Origin of the sequence: Aeribacillus sp. FSL K6-8210, assembly GCF_037963925.1 — a bacterium.
Lineage (GTDB): Bacteria > Bacillota > Bacilli > Bacillales > Aeribacillaceae > Aeribacillus > Aeribacillus composti.
Map to the genome: position 1 here is coordinate 2,536,968 of NZ_CP150172.1, position 19,883 is coordinate 2,556,850.

Consider the following 19,883-nt stretch of genomic DNA (forward strand, 5'->3'; position numbering starts at 1 on the left):
AAATGTTTCATGTTCTTGTTTCTGACTCAATATCAAGCGATGGATTAGCACCATTATTGAACGATGAAAACATCAATGTCGTTCAGAAAAAAGTAAGTGAAGTTGACGACCTGGAAAAATATGATGCTCTGCTCGTCCGCAGTGCAACGAAAGTAACAGAAGAACTGCTTCAAAAAATGACAAATTTAAAAATTGTTGCAAGAGCAGGCGTCGGAGTCGATAATATCGATGTTGAAGCAGCGACAAAATACGGAGTTGTCGTGATTAATGCACCTGACGGAAATACGATTTCAACTGCCGAGCATACATTTGCCATGATGGCATCGCTTGTTCGTCATATTCCACAAGCAAATGTTTCCGTTAAATCAGGTGAATGGAACCGCTCCGCCTTTCTCGGTACTGAGCTATACGGCAAAAGCTTAGGAATCATCGGTTTAGGACGAATCGGCAGCGAAATTGCCAAAAGAGCAAAAGCTTTTGGAATGAACGTCTTAGTGTTTGATCCATTTTTAACAAAAGACCGGGCGCAAAAATTGGGAGTAAACAGCTGCAAGCTCGATGAAGTTTTAGCGCAAGCTGATATCATTACTGTTCATACACCATTGACAAAAGAAACAAGAGGTTTATTAGGAAAGGAAAATATCGGAAAAACGAAAAAAGGAGTTTATTTATTAAACTGCGCCCGGGGCGGCATCATCGATGAAGAAGCATTAATTCATTATTTAGAAATTGGACATGTGAAAGGCGTTGCTCTTGATGTATTTGAAGTCGAGCCTCCAGTAAATCGGAAGCTGCTTGATTTTGAACAGGTCATTGCTACACCGCATCTTGGAGCATCAACGAAAGAGGCCCAATTAAACGTTGCCTCTCAAGTTGCTGAAGAAGTATTAAAATTTTTAAATGGAAAACCTGTTACAAATTCTATTAATCTACCAACATTAACAAAAGATATATTTGACAAAATACAGCCGTTTTATAAATTGGCCAAAAAATTGGGTCAGCTTGCTTCTCAATACATGAAAGAACCTGTTCAACATATCGGAATCGTTTACGAAGGAACGGTTGCTGAACTCGAAACATCTTTTATTACGAAAGCATTTCTTGCTGGATTTTTAGGAGAACGGGTTGATTCAACTGTTAACGAAGTGAATGCTGGCCTCATCGCCAAAGAACGCGGCATCAGCTTCAGCGAAAAAATTGCTTCAAACGGTTCTGGATATGCAAATTGCATCGCTGTTCAAGTAGATGGAGATCATCGGACTTTTTCCGTAAAAGCAACGTATATTCCAAACTACGGTGAACGAATTGTTGATTTAAACGGTTTCGATATCGATTTTTACCCGGCAGGGGAAGTATTATATGTAGAACACATCGATAAACCAGGTGTTATTGGACGCGTCGGAAAAGTACTGGGCGACCATGGCGTAAACATCGCAACAATGCAGGTTGGACGTAAAAACATCGGCGGCGAAGCAATCATGGTTTTAACTTGTGATAAACTGATTGATGATCAGCTTATTGAAGCGTTAGTCCAGTTCGATGACATCGTTTCTGCCAAAACTATTCATTTATAATATTTAAAGGTGCTGGGAGGGCTTATCTCTCCTGGCTCCTCTGTTTTTAATCCTCCCAAAAACAAAAGACCGATGAAAAGCCCCATAATTAGGGCAATACCCAGCCTCCGCATTAAATCCAGCATCCGTTCATCCTCCTTTCCTCCTTTCGTACATTCTCAATATTTATGATGGTGTCTTTATGTTTAGACCTATTTCCGTTCCTTTTGCTATGCATCAACTTTCAGGTCAATAAAATTAGGCGAAAAAGGCACTTCCACCGGTTTTGAAATATCAATATTTCCGATTTTTTTCGCATCAAAGCCTTCGAACTTCACTTTCTTAAAGCCGAATTCTTTCGCTGTCATTAAAATCGCTTCCAGCATAACTTCAGTATGCTCTGTGTTTTTCATTTTTGAAGCATTTTCAAAAGTGACCGTAAGCAGCTCATCATCCTTTTTCAATTGCTTAATTTTAACGGAATTATTAATGGAAGGTTCAAGCCCGTCTTCCTTACCTTTTTGCATGGCATTCATTGCCTCTTCAATTGTTTCATATTCATTTTTTGATGGAACGAGCAAAGGATTGCTGCTATTTTTAGGAAAAAACAAGAAATAGGCTTTTTTCAGCAGCTTCTTTATTTGAAATTCGGAAACAAAATGCTCAGAAGGAACATGCTGCTTTTCATTTGTAAATAAGCGCACCTTTTTATAATTTTGCCACCGAAATGTTTCTTTTAATACTTCTTTAAAATTTTGTTCATTATGGAAACGGTCTTTTATATTCAATTTTTCAAAATTTATGATCACCTCGTCACTTCGGCTTTTGCTTTCATAAATGTCTGCATCTTGAAAGGCAAAAGCTGAAAGATTGAAACGTTTCACATCGATCTTGTTTAAGACGTCATTTATTTGCTTGACGGCAGGCTCGAATTGATTTCCTTTAAAGCTTAGAGGAACGACATGCTGTTTGCTTTCATCTAAAAGCCCTACTGTGATAATTTGTTCAGTTGAAGAATTTGGAACTATGGAACGATACTTCGGCGAAGCCTCCATCGTTTGACTTTCGGTTAAATGACTGTTTCCTGCGTTTTCGGCCTTTTTGTTGTATGAATATTGGGTTTGTTCATTTTTGCTGTTGCTTAGCGGAAAAACTACAAAAGTGACGGCTGCTGTCAAAGCAACAATCGAAGCTGATGGAACAATGAATTTCAATATTGTTCTTTTTCTTTTTTTCTCGGTAATATTGTTCCAAATCTCGAATGAACTGCGGGAATCTTCTACTTTTGGAAACTCGCTTATCCATTTTTTGATTTGTTCATCGCTCCACAGAGAGTTTTTCACTTGAAACTACCTCCTGTTCTGTCATAGCTCCCTGATCTTTCGTGACACCTTGTTCTTTCATAGCTTTATCTATATAATTTTTTAACACTTTTAAAGCCCGATGCTGGGTTGTTTTGACTTTGCTTTCCGTCCACCCCAACACCTCGGCTGTTTCTGCAACAGATAATTCTTTTATAAACCGTAAAATTAAAACGGTTCTTTGATTCACATTACAGTCATTCATTGCTTTGTATAACATCTGTATTTCTTCTCGTTGTAAAGCTATTTCTTCCGGGAGGGGCTCTTGATCCGCAATTTGTGCTTGATCTAAATCAAATTTTTCCATTATTCGCTGACGGAGAGTTTTTTGCTTTCGAAAAAAATCAATCGCCACATGCCGAGCAATGGAAAATAACCATGTTTTTTCACTGCTTCGTCCTTCAAAGCTCGAGTATGATTTTAAAACTTTTATATACACTTCATGCACCAAATCTTCCGCTTGTTCCCGATCCTTCACCAAATAATATAAAAACTGAAAAATATCTTGATGATACTTTTCGTATAATCTTTGAAACGATTCATCCATGCACATACCCTCCGTTTAAAATATTTGTCGAAAGAGACGCATGACATGTTACAAACAAAAAAGAAAGGGTCTTATAAAAGAGACCCTCGGTGTCAATTTTTTTTGCTATTATTTGTCCGGAACACCTTCCCGCTTCGTTCGTATTCGACATCCTTCACGTTTAGGCGGTAATTTACAACCCGAGCAGCAGCAAATAAATAATCAGACAGACGGTTCATGTAAATGAGGACCGGATGATGAATTTTAACCTCTTTCATTAAAGAAACGATTAAACGCTCTGCTCTTCTGGCAACTGTTCTCGCAATATGTAAAACGCTGGCCGCCTCCGTTCCTCCGGGCAAAATAAATTTTTCTAATGCAGGAGCTTCTTCCACATAATGATCGATTCGTTCCTCTAAAAAACGGATCATATCCTCCGTCGTTTTAAACGGATGTTTTTGCTTTTCGTACACAACCGCTATGTCAGATCCGCAATCAAACAAATGATGCTGAATTTTTTCAAGCTCTTCGTAAATATCTTGAAACGCTTTATCTGTTAAAAACGTCCTTGCATAGCCTATGTAAGCGTTCAATTCATCAATCGTTCCGTAAGCTTCCACCCTTGGATCATCTTTATCGACGCGCGCACAAATAACGTTCGTCTGTCCTTGATCCCCTGTACGCGTATATAAATTCATTGCCAAACCTCCCTTCTGTTACGTGTGAAACAATAAAGATCGGCAAATTTTTACGATGTTTGCGGCAATAATACGGTAAATGTCGTTCCAACATTTAATTTGCTGTGAACTTGTATTACCCCTTTATGGGCATCAACAATATTTTTCGCAATGGCAAGCCCCAGACCCGTACCTGCTCTTCCACGCGTTCTCGCTTTGTCAGCTTTATAAAAGCGTTCAAACACAAACGGCAGATCTTCTTCACTGATTCCGCTTCCTGAGTCCTGAACATCTATTTTTAAACCATTGCTTTCTGAAATAATTACTTTTACAAATCCTTGTGCACTCGTATGGCGGATAGCATTGTCAATTAAATTGGTCAGTACTTGCTCAATGCGGTCCGGATCAAACGAAAAGGAATCCGTTTGAACATTCAGCAAATATTCGAGGTGAATCTGTTTTTCTTTTGCAATGCCTTGAAATTTGCGAATAATTTTTTCAATAAAAGGCTTCAATTTGACATCTTGTATATTTAAGGAAATATGTCCTGCCTCCATTCTGGCCAAATCCAATAAATCATTCACCAATCGGCCCATTCGCAATGATTCGTCATAAATAACCTGAACAATCTCCTTCCGCTCCTTTTCGCTTCCTGCAATGTCATCGCGAAGAGCTTCGCTGTATCCTTGCAGCATGGCAATAGGCGTCCGCAGCTCATGGGACACATTGGCAATAAAATCAATTCTTAATTTGTCGAGACGTCTTTCCTCCGTTATATCGCGCAAAACAACGACCGCTCCTCGAACACGATTTTGATTATAAAGAGAGCTCATGATCACTCCCCATGTTCTGCCTTGCAAAGTAATCTCTGTAACCTGCTCGCGGTGAGTCGTCGTCACTCGTTTAAACAGCTCTTCAATAGCCGGCGGAAGCTCATGTTCCTTTTTCGGATTCATCCCGTTTTCATAATACCATGCCTGCAAAAAACGTTCAGCAGGAGGATTTGTGACTAAAATCGTTCCATCGATATTTAACGTAATGACACCGTCGGCCATGCTGCTTAAAATGTTTGAAAGCTGTTCTTTTTCTTGCAGCAAAGCGTTAATATGGAATTTCACCTGCCGGCCCATTTGGTTAAAGGCAACAGCTAATTCACCAATTTCATCGCTTGTCAGCTTCGGAACTTTCGTATCAAATTTTCCATTCGCCACTTCAATTGCGACTTCTCTCATTTTTCGGAGCGGATAGGTAATGCGGGTTGATAAAAAAAAGGCAAAAACGGTCGTTAATATAATAGCTATAAATGCTGCCATAAAAATATATTTAGTTGTTTGTTTTGTTGTTTCATTAATGGCAGACAAAGATTGTACGACAAATATCGCTCCAGATTGATAAGGCACTCCGACGATCATCATTTCATTGTTGAATTTATTGTGATCATTCGTTTGCGGAAAGCTTTTTACAAGGCTGATTTTTTCTTGATCTTCCAATACTTTTGACAGTTCTTTCTCACTGATGATTTCATTTAATGAATATTGAGCGACACCCGCCCCGTCATTTTGCTTTTGCCAATATGTTTTTCCACCATCAACGATATACACACTTGTTAGTTTATCAGAAAGTTCAGTTGCGATGGAGCCGGCTAATGGTGTATTTTGATGATTTTCCATAATAATGGCTGCTTTATTGGCAAGCTGGGTCAATTTTTGCTCGGCATCTTTTATATGATAATTTTCCATAAACTCGAGCAGCAAAATGGTTAAAATCGACAGAACCACTATCACAAGAAATAAAATGGTCATCCAAAGCTTGCCAACAACGCTTCTCCAAAATTTCATTCTTCAACGACCTCGAATTTATAGCCGACACCCCAAACAGTCACGATCATTTTGGCGGCTTCAGGCGAAACTTTGTTTAATTTTTCCCTAAGTCTTTTCACATGAGTGTCAACTGTTCGTAAATCTCCAAAAAATTCGTAATGCCATACTTCCTTCAGCAGCTTTTCCCGGTCGTATACTTTATCAGGAGTTTTTGCCAAAAAATAAAGCAGCTCGTACTCTTTCGGGGTTAAGTTGACTTCCTTGCCGTCGGCCGTCACGCGATGAGCATCATGATCGATTGTTAAGTGCGGGAAAACGATCACATTTTTCGCCGATGAATCGGTTTTTAAATAGCTTGTTTGTGACGCCCTTCTTAAAATCGCTTTCACACGCAAAACAACCTCTCTCGGGCTGAACGGTTTTACAATATAATCGTCCGCACCGACCTCAAACCCTTGAACACGGTTTACCTCCTCTCCTTTTGCTGTCAGCATAATGACAGGAGTGGCTTTCTTTTCTCTCAGCTGCTTGCACACTTCGATTCCGTCAATTCCGGGCATCATAATATCCAGAATAATCAAATCATAATCGGCACAAAGAGCCTTTTCAAGCGCTTCATCACCATTTTCCGCCTCATCTATTTGATAATTTTCCCTTTCTAAGTACATTTTCAAAAGCCTGCGAATTCTTTCTTCATCATCTACCACTAAAATCGTTACATCCTGGTTCTCTGACATATTTTATTCCTCCCTTGATCAGGTTAAAAAAGAGCTGACTCAAATGATAATGATCCAAATTCCAGCATGTATCATGAGTCAGCCAATCCGTTTATGCATATGAATGTAAACCAGCTATCACAAGGTTTACAAAAATTAAATTAAACATGATGATCGCAAATCCGATAACCGCAAGCCATGCTGATTTTTCTCCATGCCATCCTCTCGAAAGCCGTAAGTGAAGATATGCCGCGTAAAACAGCCAAGTGATCAATGCCCAAACCTCTTTCGGATCCCAGCCCCAAAATCGGGTCCAAGCGATCTGCGCCCAAATCATGGCAAATATTAAAGCACCTAGCGTAAATACTGGGAATCCAATCGCTACTGAACGGTAGCCAATTTCATCCACCACATCCAAATTTAAATTTTTCACTAAAGGCTGCAACGCTGCAGAAATACGCTTTCTCAATATTAGGCGGATCACTCCGTATAAAATCAGTCCTACAAATGTGGACCATAAAACAGTGTTCACCTTTCTGGCCGATAAAATCGCCGGCAATTCCACAAAGCCTGCAAGCCGATCTTTTGTCAACAATTCTCCTTCGTGCGGCGCAACGAGAGCAGGCAAATGAAATTCCATTTCCGCCTCTTGTCCATTTTTATCGATCCATTTAAACACTGATTCATAATCCATTGCTCGGAACACGGTTGTGACAATGACAAATGCAAGTGTTGTGACTAATACAAACATGACAAATTCAAGCCAAAACGTCTTTTTTGTTGCTTTTGATTGATCCACAACCTTTGTTAAATACAGGACTCCGGCTACAAAGCTGATCGCCAAAATAGCTTGTCCGGCAGCAGCTGTTGTTACATGGATTTTCAGCCAATCGCTTTGAAGAGCTGGTATTAAAGGGCTGATTTCTGTCGGAAACATGCTGGCATATGCAATCAATAAAAGTGCAACTGGCAATGTAAATAAGCCAAGTGCAGACAGCTTATAAATAAAATAAATAATGATAAATGCTCCTACTAGCATCATACCAAAGAATGTCGTGAATTCAAATAAGTTCGAAACCGGGGCATGTCCAGCAGCGATCCATCTCGTAACGAAGTATCCCAGTTGAGACAAAAAACCGAGGATCGCCGCAGCAATGCCTAATCGCGCCCATCTATTCGGTTTTTCATCCTTTCCTCTTTTGTCACGGATGGAACCTCCAAAAAAGAATGTTCCTATTAAATACAAAATAAACGCAATGTATAATAAAGTGCTGCTAAGTTCAGCCACAAACTTCCCCTCCTTCATGAGGTTCTATTCTTTTAATTGTTTTTGGTCAACAGGCTTTTGAATTTCAGTATCGCGCAAAATGATGTCCAATTCATTTTTTAATCCAAACCAGTTTTTGTTTGTATGCCCCGCCAGCATGATTTTGCCGTTATCCGCTTTCAGCCATATGCGGCGATGCTGCCAGTACAATCCTTGAATTAAGCCTATCATAAAAATGGCTCCGCCGACACCGAGCACCCATAAAGTTAAATCTTTTCTTACAACTAGGCCCGTTAAGTTTTTCGTTTCAATTCCTGAAAATTTCATTTTGTATTTGTTATTCTCGTTAGGTTCAATCGTTTGCTGGATGGCAACGAAACTCGTTTCTCCCTTCGGTCTGTCAGGTGCAATCATTTTAAAAACAAATGCCGGGTTGTTTGGCACTCTCGACCGCGTGGCTGGATTGCCTTCGTCATCAAAATAAAAATCTGGAAGATAGCTAGCAATTTCAACAGCATAGCCGTTTCCTAAATCATATTTCTTTTCTGGATTTAAGAGGTCAATGACAACTTTCCCGAAGCTTTTCCCCGATTTTTTATCGATAAGATCAAACGTCATTTTATTTAATTCATTCAGCTTGTAATTCACTTGATAGACAGCATAAGAATCAAATTTCAACGGTTCGTTGACGCGAATGCTGAAGTCTTTTACCTCTTTTAATTTTGGTTCTTCACCCGGCAGGCTGTCTCCCTGCTTTTTATAAAGCGTCACATTTGATTGGAAGTTTTTAGCTACGCTTCCATCGCCGACACGGTCAATCGCTTCCTGAAACACATCTTTTTCTTTTTCCTTTTGATAAGTTTCCAAAATGAATTGATGATGTTTCAAATAATACTCGCCATTTGTCCCGGGTATTTCTTTCGTTTCCCCTTCTCTTAACCAGAGAACCTCATCCACATACATCCCCGGGAAAAAGCGGAGCATGGCTCCAATTAAAAAAATAATCAATCCGATATGATTGACATACGGACCCCATCTGGAAAATCGATTTTTCTCTGCCAAAATGTTTCCATTTTCTTCTCGAATGCGATAACGGCGCGCTGTTAAATTTTTTTTAACTTGTTCTACATTTTTTTCAATATTGTCCACATATGATTCGCTAAAAAGGCGCTGTCTTTTCAAAAAAGACTCGTGTCGAGACACACCTTGATTTTTCAAGGCACGATAAAGTGGAATAACCCGGTCAAGCGAGCAAATCACAAGCGATATTCCAATCGATGCGATCAAGGTCATATACCACCAAGAACCGTATAGGCGGTGGAAGCCTAATTGATAATAAAGCTGGCCTAAAATTCCATATTCATCTTTATAAAATTGCTCTGGCGTTACGTTGGAAGGTATGTACAATTCTTGCGGAAAAATCGTTCCGATTGCTGATGCGATCAGCGTTATCACAATCAGCCAGACTCCAACTTTAACAGAAGAGAAAAAATTCCATACTTTATCGACGATCGTTTTATTATATGTTTGAGAACGTCTGGCACTTCCGTCATAACGCATATCATGAAGTTTTTCCGAATTGCCTTCGCCCTCTGCTGCCAAGGCCCGTCCGCAATTTTCACACAGCACAGTACCGAACGGATTTACATGACCGCATTCACATTTCACATGATTCATGTTGAAAACTCCCTAACTATGGTTTTATCATTTCCATGTAATCTCGAACTTCCCGTTCCGTCATTGGTGCAGTAATGATTTTGACAACCTTCCCGTTCTTATCGATGAGAAACGTAGTAGGCAGCGGATCTACATCATATGCATGAAGCACCTGCTGATTTTTGTCAATGACAATCGGGAAATTGAGTCCGTATTTTTCCGCAAATTTTTCCACTACTAATTTTGATTCGCCAACGTTGACAGCTAAAACTTCCACGCCTAAATTTTTATAGTGCTGATATTGTCTTTCAATGTAAGGCATTTCACGTTCACAAGGTTTGCACCACGTTCCCCAGAAATTGAGAAATACCCCTTTTCCTCTATAATCGGAAAATTGATGCTTTTTTCCTTCTAAATCAGTAAGAACAAAATCAGGCGCAGCTGATCCGACTTTCACTTTTTCTTTGCTCATAAAAAAATTTGAATAGAGTGTATATCCAAGAGCACCTAATAAAATAACAAGAATAATCGAGCGAGTAATGAGTCGCCTTTTTTTCATCGTGTGTACTCCCTTTGTTTTTCATTCGCTTGTTATTATATCATTGAATTTCCGTTCATTCAGAAAAATAATTTTGACGTTTATGTGACATAAAAACGTGTAAGCCCCTAAAGCAGTACATTGTTTGCAACGTTTTGTCGGTATAAATGCGAAAGCTTAACCGATTTTAGGCTAAACTCTCGCATGCTTGCCGTGCTGGGCCAGCGCCCGCAATCTCTTCACCTCGTGGGGAGTAATTTCGCGGAACGCACCCGGATGGAGCCCTTTTAAATCTAAAAATGCGTACCGTTCTCTTTTCAGCTTCAGCACAGGATAGCCGATTTTATCAAACATTCTTCTAATTTGCCGGTTTCTTCCTTCATGAATGGTAATTTCGATTATACACGTTTTTTTTCTTTTATCTAAAGAAAGCATTTTGACTTTTGCTGGTTTTGTCATTCCATCCTCCAGCATGATCCCTTGCTCCAGTTGTTTTAATTCTTTCCTTCCTGGAATTCCTTTAACTTTCGCTACATACACTTTATCAATTTCATATCGTGGATGCATTAACAAATTAGCAAAATCGCCATCGTTTGTCAGGATTAGAAGGCCTGAAGTATCATAATCAAGTCTGCCGACCGGAAAGATGCGCTGCTCAAAATCTCGAAAGTAATCGGTGACGACTTTTCTCCCTTTTTCATCTTTCACGCTCGAAATAACTCCCCTAGGCTTATAAAACAAAATATAAATCGGTTCTTCCCTTTCTACCGGAATCCCGTTTACCTCCACCTTGTCCTCGTCAGATACTTTTGTTCCGAGCTCTGTTACAACTTGTCCATTTACAGTAACTTTTCCGTCCAAAATTAATTGCTCCGCTTTTCTTCTTGAAGCAATTCCCGAACGCGCTATCACCTTTTGCAAACGTTCCATTGATCTCACCTCTCTAAAAATATTACCTTCTTTCGGTCTGGTTACACAAGATGAACGCATTTATTTTTTTGCAAATAAAAAAGCTAAGCTCATTAAAGCTTAACCGAAAAGGAGCGTAACAATTATTATGGAAGAAAGGATGGCTGCAAAATCCGCCAGCAGCCCAACCTTTATCGCATCGCCCATTCGCTTGATCCCAACAGCACCGAAATATACTGTAATGATATACAAAGTCGTGTCTGTGCTCCCTTGCATGGTGGCTGCCAGTCGGCCGATCAACGAATCCGCTCCATGCATTGAAATTAAATCGCTCATAATTCCTAACGAAGCGGTTCCAGAGATGGGCCGAATTAACGCTAGCGGAACAATTTCCGCCGGGACGTGGATAGCTTGAAACATCGGTTTTAACAGGTCCATAAAAAAATCGAGAGCCCCTGAAGCGCGAAAAACAGACACTGCCACGAGCATGCCGACAAGATACGGAATAATGGAAAAAGAAATTTCGATTCCTTCTTTTCCACCTTCAACAAACGCTTCATAAGTTGGAATGCGTTTAAAAGTTCCGTACAACAAAATAAAACCGATGATCAATGGGATCAGCCATATCGAAACAGCACTAATGAACACCATCGTTATTCTCCTTTTCTTTTTCGTAAATAGTAAAAATAGCGGTCAATCATAATAGCGGCTATGGTAGCAAAGAAAGTCGACAGAAGCGTTGGCACGACAATATCAGTCGGATTATGCGAACCGTATGTCATTCGTATAGAAATTACAGTTGTTGGAACAAGAGTCAATCCAGTTGTATTTAATGCTAGAAAGGTGATCATGCTTCTGGACGCCTGGTCTTTATTTTTGTTCAATTTTTTCAGCTGCTCCATCGCCTTAATTCCCAACGGTGTAGCTGCGTTTCCTAGCCCAAACATATTGGCGAGCAAGTTTGACAGCATGTAGCCCATCGCAGGATGCTCAGGGGGAACATCAGGAAAAATTCTCCTCATCAGCGGTTTGAACAGATTCCCTAGCTTTTCTAACAGACCGCTTTTCTCCGCAATATTCATTAAGCCTAACCAAAATACAAGCACGCTGATGAAGCCAAAGGCAATGGTGACACCCTCTTTTGCACCTGAAAAGACGGCTTTATTCACTTCCTCCATTGTTCCGTTGAACATTGCAAATACGACGCCGATCAAAGTTAAGGCAACCCAAATAATATGAATCATGCGGAAACACCCAGCATATCAAAAAATAGATCGATCATCTTTCCAAACCAGCCATGCGGAGGCTCTACATCACCGTTTTCAAAATAGATCGGCACTTCTTCAATCGTTTCGCCATCGAGCAACACTCTCAATGTTCCTACTTTTTCTGGAACCTTTTCAGGATGGTTCTTCCACGAAGCCTTCGGTTTTGCTAGGAATAAACGGATGTTTATTTTGTTTTTTTCTTCCTCCATCAGCGGATAAACAATGTCGCGATTAATGAAGATGCGGTCTTTGTAAAACTTGTTGTCAATGGCAAGGTATCCTTCTTTTTTGATCGTCACTTGATCATATTCGCTGAACGCGCTGTTAAACATGGACATATGGTCGTTCCAATCATCGGGAGCATTTAGCGTAACAGCAATTAAATGTAAATCATCTTTTTCCGCAGTGGATACTAATGTTCTATTTGCCCTCTTTGTGTACCCGGTTTTACCGCCTGTACAATATTCATATAAATTTAAAAGTTTGTTTTTATTTTTCCACTGAAATCCGTCTTTTTTATAAACTTTTGTTCCAAATATTTTGCGGAACGTTTCATTCTCCATGGCGTATTTCGTTAAAAGAGCCATATCATATGCGGTAGAATAGTGGTTTTCGTGATCATCCAAACCGTGCGGGTTGGCAAATTCAGTATTTGTCATGCCGATTTCCTTCGCCTTTTCGTTCATCATAAATACGAAACCATCTAAACTGCCTCCGACAAATTCAGCAATCGCCACCGCAGCGTCATTTCCGGACCTTAGCATAAGACCATAAACCAAATCTTCCAGCTTCACCTTTTGCTTTTGCTTAAGATATATGGAAGACCCTTCAGTTCGGACAGCGCGGTCACTGACAGTCACATTTTGATCCATTTTTCCTGATTCAATTGCTAAAATCGCCGTCATGATTTTCGTAATGCTTGCAATGCGCATTTTTTTATGTGGGTTTTTTTCAAAAAGGATCCGGCCGCTCTCCTGATCCATTAATATGGCGCTTTCTGCACTAACTTCAATCGCATGCGTTGCATGAGCTGTCGGGATAAAAAAATGGCCTATCAATATAAAAAGAATGAATACATTAATACGTGATGTCCATTTGTTCATTAATGCTTTCACGTCCCTTTATTCGATTCGTTTTGTACAAGTTTATGCAAAGAAGACAACCGTATGAACGGAATTTGAAAGAATGTGAAATAAAAATAAGTCTCAGACTGCCGCCTGAGACGACTTACAAGTTATTTAATTTTTCAAAGAATAAATCTGCCTCTTCTTGAATAAAATGCTCTTCATTCTCGATCTCTGTCAATGAAGGCAATTCTTCGATCGTTTTTAATCCGAAATATTCAAGAAACTCTTTTGTCGTTCCGTATAAAATAGCTCTTCCCACTCCCTCTTCTCTGCCGACTTCTTGAATAAGCCCTTTCGCTAAAAGGGTCCGGATCGGCCTTTCTGATTTTACCCCTCTAATTTCTTCTATTTCAATCCGGGTAATCGGCTGTTTATAAGCGATAATGGCCAATGTTTCAAGCGCAGCCTGAGAGAGTGATTGGTTCATAGGAGTTTCCATCAGCCGCTTTAAATATGGTGCATGCTCCTTTTTGGTTGTGAGCTGGTAAACCCCTGCTACTTCTACAAGGTCGATCCCCCGTTCTTTTTTTTGGTATTCCTCTTTTAAATCTTCAATAATGCTTAAAACCGTTGCTTCGTCAATTTCAAGAACGGAAGTTAATTGCTTGATGGAAAGGCCTTCGTCTCCAGCCGCAAATAAGAGCCCTTCCAAAATGGATTTCCATTCAATAATCCCTAAACTCATGCAGCTTTTCACTCCCGTAAATATAAATTTCTGAAAAATTATGTTCTTGTTCTACATGAACGTATTCATTTTTCATCAGCTGAAGCAAAGCTAAAAAAGTCACGACCATATAATCCTTCCTGTCAGCTGGAAAGAAATCGTGAAACTCCTTTTTCTTTTTCGATGCCTTCAGCTCCATGATCATTTCCTTCATTCGTTTTTCGATCGGGATTTCTTCTTTTGCTACGGTTCGTTCGATTGGCTTTTCAATTTTTTTTCGTTTTAGCATTTTTTGAAAGGCAGCGATCATATCATAAACCGTTACGTTTCCTTTTTGCAAAATCGGCTCTTTTTCCTCCAAATATTCGCTCAAGTCGCTTGGAGGCTTCGTATAGACAAGCGCCCGTTCACTTTCCAGTTCTTTCAGCTTTACTGCCGCTTCTTTATATTTCTTGTATTCAATTAAACGGGTAACAAGCTCATCTCTCGGATCGGACTGCTCTTCTTCGATGATTTCCTCGTCTGACCACTCTTCCTCCTGTCTTGGAAGGAGCATTTTGCTTTTAATTGACAATAATGTGGCTGCCATCACTAAATATTCACTGGCAACATCCAGTTCAAGCTCCTGCATCGTGTGAATATATTCCATATACTGTTCTGTTATTTCGCTGACAGGGATATCATATATGTCAATTTCTAAACGATGAATTAAATGCAAAAGCAAATCTAACGGACCTTCAAAAGCTTCTAACTTTACTAGATACATTACTTGATCATCACCCTCGATAAATGGCTAATTTTTAGTATAGACCAATAGAAAAATCCATCCAATACTCTTTTTCAACAAAGCTCATTTTTGTTTATTTTTAAATCAGGCATGAATACTTTCTTTTTTGCAGCCATTTTCATAAACTATAACATATATAGTAGAAAAAAGGAGTTTTCTCAATATGTACCCACCTGAATATATTGAGTTTTTGTATCATTTTCATTGTGACCGGGATTATTTTGAATGTCATGAAATTTTAGAAGAATTGTGGAAAAAAGATCCTAAAGAAGAGAGAAAACAAATCTGGGTCGGGCTCATACAAATTGCCGTTAGCTTTTATCATTACAGGAGAAAAAATTTCAATGGTGCTGAGCGGATGATGAAAAATGCTATTCGCATTTTAAAAAATGAAACGGCGTCTCTTAACAAACTCGGTTTGGATGATGAACAGCTCTTACATATTTTACAAGACACTTTTGGTCGAATTCAAAAAAGAGAACCATATAAAAGCATTCAGCTGCCGATTTTTGATCAAAACCTTTACGAAATTTGCTTAACAACGGCAAAGGAACGAGGAAAAACGTTCGGTGAGCCTAGCGATATTTCAAACGTTTTTTTAATACATAAACATAAAACAAGGGATCGAACGGAGATCATTGAGGAGAGATTGAAAAATTGGCATAAAAAAAGAAAAAGAAGAGAGTGATCAGCTCTCTTCTTTTTCCATTTGTTCATGGTCGCATTTTTCAAAAAAGGATTGAATTTGTTCGCTAGGAATAACATGTTTATCTTTATATAGCTCTTTTACGGCATTGATCATTTTTTTGCCGATTCCTTCATGACGATGGGACGGGTTTACGCAAATATGCTGAATTTCCACTATTCCTTTATCTTTCAATTCAACGCCGATCACTCCGATAACATCTTCTTCCTTCCATAAGAAAAGCTGCCAATTTTCGTCATTTTCATACGTTTTCATCGTTTGCTGGAGCTGCTTTAAATCCTTTTCACTCGGCATAAAGGAAAGAAGCCCCATCGCAATTTTTTCAAAAGCTTTCTTATATCGAACTAACATGCTGGATCCCTCGTTAATATATAACATTCTTTCAAGAAAGATTTTATGGGCAACTAGTGTTGAATCCCATTTATCATATTGCTCTTAACATTATATACATTTTCTTATGAATTTTAAACTGTTTTCTTTAAAGTTTGGCGAGGGATTTGATTAAATTTGCCATTTCAATTGCCGATAGTGCTGCGTCCCAGCCTTTATTGCCCGCTTTCGTTCCTGCTCGTTCAATCGCTTGCTCGATATTTTCCGTCGTGACGACGCCAAATATTACCGGCACTCCTGTTTGCAGAGAAGCGTTCGCAATCCCTTTTGCCGCTTCATTGCATACGTAATCGTAATGCGTAGTGGATCCACGGATAACTGTTCCTAAGGCAATGACCGCATCGTATTTTTTGGACTCAGCCAGTTTTTTGGATACAAGCGGGATTTCAAAAGCCCCCGGAACCCATGCAACATCAATGTCGCTTTCCGAAACGCCGTGGCGGATGAGAGCATCGATTGCTCCGCTTAACAGCTTGCTTGTAATAAATTCATTAAATCTTGATACGACAATTCCGATTTTCAAATCTTTTCCGACTAAATGTCCTTCAATTTTGTTTATGCTCATTAGTATAACCTCCCGCTAAATATGAAGTAGATGTCCTAGTTTCGATTTTTTTGTTTTCAAATATTTTTCATTATCCTTGTTTGCCGGTATTTCAATTGGAACCCGCTCCAATATTTCAAGTCCGTATTCTTGCATTTCTTTCATTTTTCTCGGATTGTTTGTCATTAAACGAATAGACTTGGCTCCAATATCCTTCAGCATCTGTGCTGCAACAGCATATTCTCTTTGATCCGGCTGAAAGCCGAGTTCCTCATTTGCTTCGACCGTATCATAACCTTTTTCTTGAAGCTTATATGCTTTCAATTTATTTATTAGCCCGATCCCCCTGCCTTCTTGGCGCAAATAGAGCAAAATTCCGCTTCCTTCTTTTTCAATTTCACTCAATGCAGAATGAAGCTGCGGGCCGCAGTCGCATCTGTGAGAATGAAAGACGTCTCCTGTCAGGCATTCTGAATGGATTCTAACTAAAACAGGATGCTCCGGCTTAATTTCACCCTTCACCAGCGCAATATGCTCTTTTCCATCATACAAGCTGGTATAACCGATGGCTTTAAAACGGCCAAAACCTGTCGGAAGCTCGATTTCCACTTCTTTTTTGATTAATTCCTCCCGTTTTCTGCGGTATTGAATTAAATCTTGAATCGTGATCATTTTTAAATTGTATTGTTCCGCTATTTCTTTTAATTGAGGAACCCGAGCCATTGTTCCGTCTTCATTAATAATTTCGCAAATGACGCCAGCTGGAAAGCATCCTGCCAGCTTTGCCAAATCAACGGCTGCTTCCGTGTGGCCGGCTCTTTTTAATACTCCTTCGTTCTTTGCAATCAACGGGAAAACATGTCCGGGTCTTTTAAAATCCTCCGCCCTTGCATCCGGCTGAATGAGCGACTGAATCGTTTTAGCTCGCTCATATGCGCTGATTCCCGTCGTTGTTGTTTGATGATCGATGCTGACAGTAAACGCGGTTTGGTGCAAATCTGTATTTTCCGCTACCATAGGGTGAAGCTGCAAACGGTGCGCTAACGATTCCGTGATCGGCACACAGACGAGACCTTTTCCTTTTGAAATCATAAAATTGATCATTTCAGGGGTGGAAAACTCAGCTAGACCGACAAAATCTCCTTCGTTTTCCCGATTCTCATCATCCACGACAATGATTACTTTCCCCTGTTTTAAATCTGCGATGGCATCCTCAATGGAATGAAACATTATTCTATCACCTCTATTCACTGTAAAAACCGTGCTTTTGCAAAAAATCAACGGTAATTCCGGTTGGTGCCTCTTTGCGGACAAACTTTTCTAAATATTTCCCGATCAAATCACATTCAATATTGACCTTATCGCCAATCTCCTTTTCCCCAATAATTGTTTCTGAATATGTGTGAGGAATAATCGAAATCGTAAAGGTTTGTTCTGTTAAGCCAAAAATGGTTAAACTCGTTCCGTCAACTGCAACTGAACCTTTTAAAATCATGTAATAAAGCAAATCTTTAGGAGCTTTAATTTGATAATAAACAGCATTTTCCTTTCTTTCTTTTTTGACGATCGTGCCAACGCCATCAACATGTCCTGAAACGATGTGGCCGCCAAATCGGTCGCCAACGGCCATTGCCCTTTCCAAATTCACCTTTGATCCGGTTTTTAATGTACCTAATGTCGTTGCCGCCATCGTCTCAGGCATGACATCCACAGAAAAATAATTCGATTCAAAGTCGGTGACCGTTAAACAGACTCCGTTGACGGCAATGCTGTCGCCTATTTTTACATCTTGCAAAATGTTTTTTGCATAAATTTCTAAAATTACTGCTTGATTCGTTCCTTTTACTGATTTGATTTCCCCTATTTCTTCAATGATTCCAGTAAACAATCTTGTCCACCTCTTTTCGGAACGGAGACAATTTTCACATCTTCTCCTATTTTCGTAACGGACTGAATTTCAAATGAATGTGCCATGCTCATCTTTAATGCTTCATCGCCCATGACGGCTGATATTCCTTCAGGGTCTCCCAATATTTTGGGTGCAAAATACACGATTAATTCATTCACTGCTTCCGCTTTTAAAAATGAAGCATGGACTCTTGCTCCTCCTTCAACGAACAGGGAGGTGATGCCTCGCTCGCCTAATATTTTTAAAATATTTGGGATATTCCATTGATCATGTAAAGTCAACACTTCTATTCCTAATTTTTTCAGTTCCGCTTTTTTATTGAGATCCCCATCTTGGCAAATGACCCAAGTTTCTGCTTCCTTGTCAGTTATCACATTGGCATCCAGCGGAATTCGCAGATGGGTATCTAAAATAATCCGTATCGGTGTTCGTTTGCGATCCGGCAGCCGGCAAGTCAGACTTGGATTGTCTTTTATAATTGTATTAACCCCCACTAAAATGCCGTCGTGTATTTCTCTGTAACGGTGCACATCCTGTCTTGCTTCCTCTCCGGTAATCCACTTGCTGTCACCTGTTTTTGTAGCAATTTTCCCATCGAATGTTGCGGCATATTTTAATGTGACAAACGGAGTGTTTGTTTGAATGTAATGAAAGAAAACTTTGTTAAGTTCATGTCCATTTTTTTGCAATATCCCGGCTTCCACATCGATTCCAGCATCTTGCAAAGCTTTCACACCGCGTCCACTTACGAGAGGATTCGGATCCAAAGCAGCTACAACGACCCGTTTAATCCCTCTTTTGATAATAAGCTCAGAGCAGGGAGGAGTTTTGCCAAAATGGCTGCAAGGTTCAAGCGTGACGTACAGTGTTGCACCTTTTGCCTTTTCCCCAGCCATATTTAAAGCATGAACTTCCGCATGGGGTTCCCCAGCCTTTAAATGCGCTCCAAACCCGATCAGTTCCCCATCCTTCACAACGACCGCTCCCACCAACGGGTTAGGGCTCGTTTGGCCGATTGCTTGTTTCGCTAGCTGAAAGGCAAATTCCATCCATTTTTCGTCATTCATAAAGGACACACCTCCCTTTTGTTGATTTCAAAACAAAAGCCCCGGGTTTGTTCCCCCAGGGCTTGATGATCACTTTAACGAAAAGAAGGTATACTCAAATAAGAGTATAAAATCTGTTCTTTTTGAACAGTTTATACTCCTCACCTTCAAAAGTGATCCTTCTCCCATCCAGACTATACTGTCGGCTCTGGATTTTCACCAGATCCACCGCAAAGGCGTTCCGCCAATGCGGGTCACGGGCTAAAAAAGCTTAAAAGCTTTTATCACCGCCGGTCGGGAATTTCACCCTGCCCCGAAGGATGCATCATTCATTTTATGTTATTTTCAATGGGAAAAACGGCTGCTTCCTCTTGCTTCCCACCTTCCATTTTGAAGCATTCACGAGTTTTTGAAAAAGA

At 39.9% G+C, this 19,883-nt stretch carries 22 protein-coding genes and 1 riboswitch; of the genes, 2 read left to right on the top strand and 20 right to left on the bottom strand.

Annotated features, from left to right (window positions below):
- The first annotated feature begins 2 nt into the window (after positions 1-2).
- On the top strand, positions 3-1,574 hold the full coding sequence (serA, locus tag NSQ41_RS12190) for a phosphoglycerate dehydrogenase (protein WP_066247685.1): 1,572 nt from the start codon (positions 3-5) through the stop codon (positions 1,572-1,574).
- On the opposite strand, the gene NSQ41_RS12195 is transcribed toward serA, so the two are convergent.
- The 15 genes from NSQ41_RS12195 to NSQ41_RS12265 all read right to left on the bottom strand — a co-directional run bounded on the left by NSQ41_RS12195 (position 1,565) and on the right by NSQ41_RS12265 (position 14,848).
- On the bottom strand, positions 1,565-1,699 hold the full coding sequence (locus tag NSQ41_RS12195) for a hypothetical protein (protein WP_261308724.1): 135 nt from the start codon (positions 1,697-1,699) through the stop codon (positions 1,565-1,567). The genes serA and NSQ41_RS12195 overlap by 10 nt on opposite strands.
- Before the next feature lie 84 nt (positions 1,700-1,783).
- Positions 1,784-2,896, bottom strand: a complete 1,113-nt coding sequence (locus NSQ41_RS12200; RefSeq protein WP_339196752.1) for a GerMN domain-containing protein — start codon at positions 2,894-2,896, stop codon at positions 1,784-1,786.
- Entirely contained in the window at positions 2,871-3,461 is a 591-nt protein-coding gene (gene sigX / locus NSQ41_RS12205; protein ID WP_094246152.1) for an RNA polymerase sigma factor SigX, read from the bottom strand. The genes NSQ41_RS12200 and sigX overlap by 26 nt, the downstream gene beginning before the upstream one ends.
- Before the next feature lie 92 nt (positions 3,462-3,553).
- The gene (locus NSQ41_RS12210) at positions 3,554-4,138 is read right to left on the bottom strand and encodes a cob(I)yrinic acid a,c-diamide adenosyltransferase (RefSeq protein ID WP_339196754.1); all 585 of its coding nucleotides are present in this window, start codon (positions 4,136-4,138) and stop codon (positions 3,554-3,556) included.
- A 50-nt stretch (positions 4,139-4,188) separates the two neighbouring features.
- Positions 4,189-5,955 (bottom strand): ATP-binding protein, encoded by a 1,767-nt coding sequence (locus NSQ41_RS12215; RefSeq protein ID WP_339210026.1) that lies wholly within the window; start codon positions 5,953-5,955, stop codon positions 4,189-4,191.
- Positions 5,952-6,674 carry a response regulator transcription factor gene (locus tag NSQ41_RS12220; protein WP_066247683.1) on the bottom strand — a complete coding sequence of 241 codons (723 nt, stop codon included), beginning with the start codon at positions 6,672-6,674 and terminating at the stop codon, positions 5,952-5,954. Before NSQ41_RS12220 ends, NSQ41_RS12215 begins: the two co-directional genes overlap by 4 nt.
- Positions 6,675-6,765: 91 nt before the next feature.
- Entirely contained in the window at positions 6,766-7,941 is a 1,176-nt protein-coding gene (gene ccsB / locus NSQ41_RS12225) for a c-type cytochrome biogenesis protein CcsB (protein ID WP_063388626.1), read from the bottom strand.
- 24 nt (positions 7,942-7,965) lie between these two features.
- Positions 7,966-9,597, bottom strand: coding sequence for a cytochrome c biogenesis protein ResB (locus NSQ41_RS12230; RefSeq protein ID WP_063388627.1), 1,632 nt, complete (start codon positions 9,595-9,597; stop codon positions 7,966-7,968).
- 16 nt (positions 9,598-9,613) lie between these two features.
- Positions 9,614-10,135 carry a thiol-disulfide oxidoreductase ResA gene (locus NSQ41_RS12235; protein ID WP_063388628.1) on the bottom strand — a complete coding sequence of 174 codons (522 nt, stop codon included), beginning with the start codon at positions 10,133-10,135 and terminating at the stop codon, positions 9,614-9,616.
- A 171-nt stretch (positions 10,136-10,306) separates the two neighbouring features.
- Entirely contained in the window at positions 10,307-11,044 is a 738-nt protein-coding gene (locus NSQ41_RS12240) for a pseudouridine synthase (RefSeq protein ID WP_339196760.1), read from the bottom strand.
- Positions 11,045-11,143: 99 nt separating this feature from the next.
- Entirely contained in the window at positions 11,144-11,674 is a 531-nt protein-coding gene (locus NSQ41_RS12245; protein WP_063388630.1) for a spore maturation protein, read from the bottom strand.
- A 2-nt stretch (positions 11,675-11,676) separates the two neighbouring features.
- Positions 11,677-12,267, bottom strand: coding sequence for a nucleoside recognition domain-containing protein (locus NSQ41_RS12250; RefSeq protein ID WP_063388631.1), 591 nt, complete (start codon positions 12,265-12,267; stop codon positions 11,677-11,679).
- Complete coding sequence (locus NSQ41_RS12255; protein WP_327862955.1) at positions 12,264-13,394, bottom strand: D-alanyl-D-alanine carboxypeptidase family protein; 1,131 nt, start codon at positions 13,392-13,394, stop codon at positions 12,264-12,266. The genes NSQ41_RS12250 and NSQ41_RS12255 overlap by 4 nt, the downstream gene beginning before the upstream one ends.
- A gap of 124 nt (positions 13,395-13,518) precedes the next feature.
- Positions 13,519-14,103, bottom strand: a complete 585-nt coding sequence (gene scpB / locus NSQ41_RS12260; RefSeq protein ID WP_063388633.1) for an SMC-Scp complex subunit ScpB — start codon at positions 14,101-14,103, stop codon at positions 13,519-13,521.
- Entirely contained in the window at positions 14,084-14,848 is a 765-nt protein-coding gene (locus tag NSQ41_RS12265; protein ID WP_063388634.1) for a segregation/condensation protein A, read from the bottom strand. The genes scpB and NSQ41_RS12265 overlap by 20 nt, the downstream gene beginning before the upstream one ends.
- A 184-nt stretch (positions 14,849-15,032) precedes the next feature.
- On the opposite strand from NSQ41_RS12265, the gene NSQ41_RS12270 reads away from it, so the two are divergent.
- Complete coding sequence (locus NSQ41_RS12270) at positions 15,033-15,557, top strand: DUF309 domain-containing protein (RefSeq protein WP_339210027.1); 525 nt, start codon at positions 15,033-15,035, stop codon at positions 15,555-15,557.
- Here the strand turns inward: NSQ41_RS12270 and NSQ41_RS12275 are convergent, their stop codons facing one another.
- The 5 genes from NSQ41_RS12275 to ribD form a co-directional block, all read right to left on the bottom strand.
- On the bottom strand, positions 15,558-15,926 hold the full coding sequence (locus NSQ41_RS12275) for a GNAT family N-acetyltransferase (RefSeq protein WP_327848148.1): 369 nt from the start codon (positions 15,924-15,926) through the stop codon (positions 15,558-15,560).
- A 127-nt stretch (positions 15,927-16,053) separates the two neighbouring features.
- Complete coding sequence (ribE, locus tag NSQ41_RS12280) at positions 16,054-16,524, bottom strand: 6,7-dimethyl-8-ribityllumazine synthase (protein ID WP_339211631.1); 471 nt, start codon at positions 16,522-16,524, stop codon at positions 16,054-16,056.
- Positions 16,525-16,545: 21 nt separating this feature from the next.
- A complete protein-coding gene (locus NSQ41_RS12285; RefSeq protein WP_063388637.1) occupies positions 16,546-17,739 on the bottom strand; it encodes a bifunctional 3,4-dihydroxy-2-butanone-4-phosphate synthase/GTP cyclohydrolase II in 1,194 nt (397 codons plus the stop codon).
- A gap of 13 nt (positions 17,740-17,752) precedes the next feature.
- Positions 17,753-18,397 (bottom strand): riboflavin synthase, encoded by a 645-nt coding sequence (gene ribE / locus NSQ41_RS12290; protein WP_063388638.1) that lies wholly within the window; start codon positions 18,395-18,397, stop codon positions 17,753-17,755.
- Positions 18,370-19,485 carry a bifunctional diaminohydroxyphosphoribosylaminopyrimidine deaminase/5-amino-6-(5-phosphoribosylamino)uracil reductase RibD gene (ribD, locus tag NSQ41_RS12295; protein ID WP_311066292.1) on the bottom strand — a complete coding sequence of 372 codons (1,116 nt, stop codon included), beginning with the start codon at positions 19,483-19,485 and terminating at the stop codon, positions 18,370-18,372. The genes ribE (NSQ41_RS12290) and ribD overlap by 28 nt, the downstream gene beginning before the upstream one ends.
- A 152-nt stretch (positions 19,486-19,637) precedes the next feature.
- A riboswitch (FMN riboswitch) is annotated at positions 19,638-19,789 on the bottom strand.
- Between the last annotated feature and the right edge of the window lie 94 nt (positions 19,790-19,883).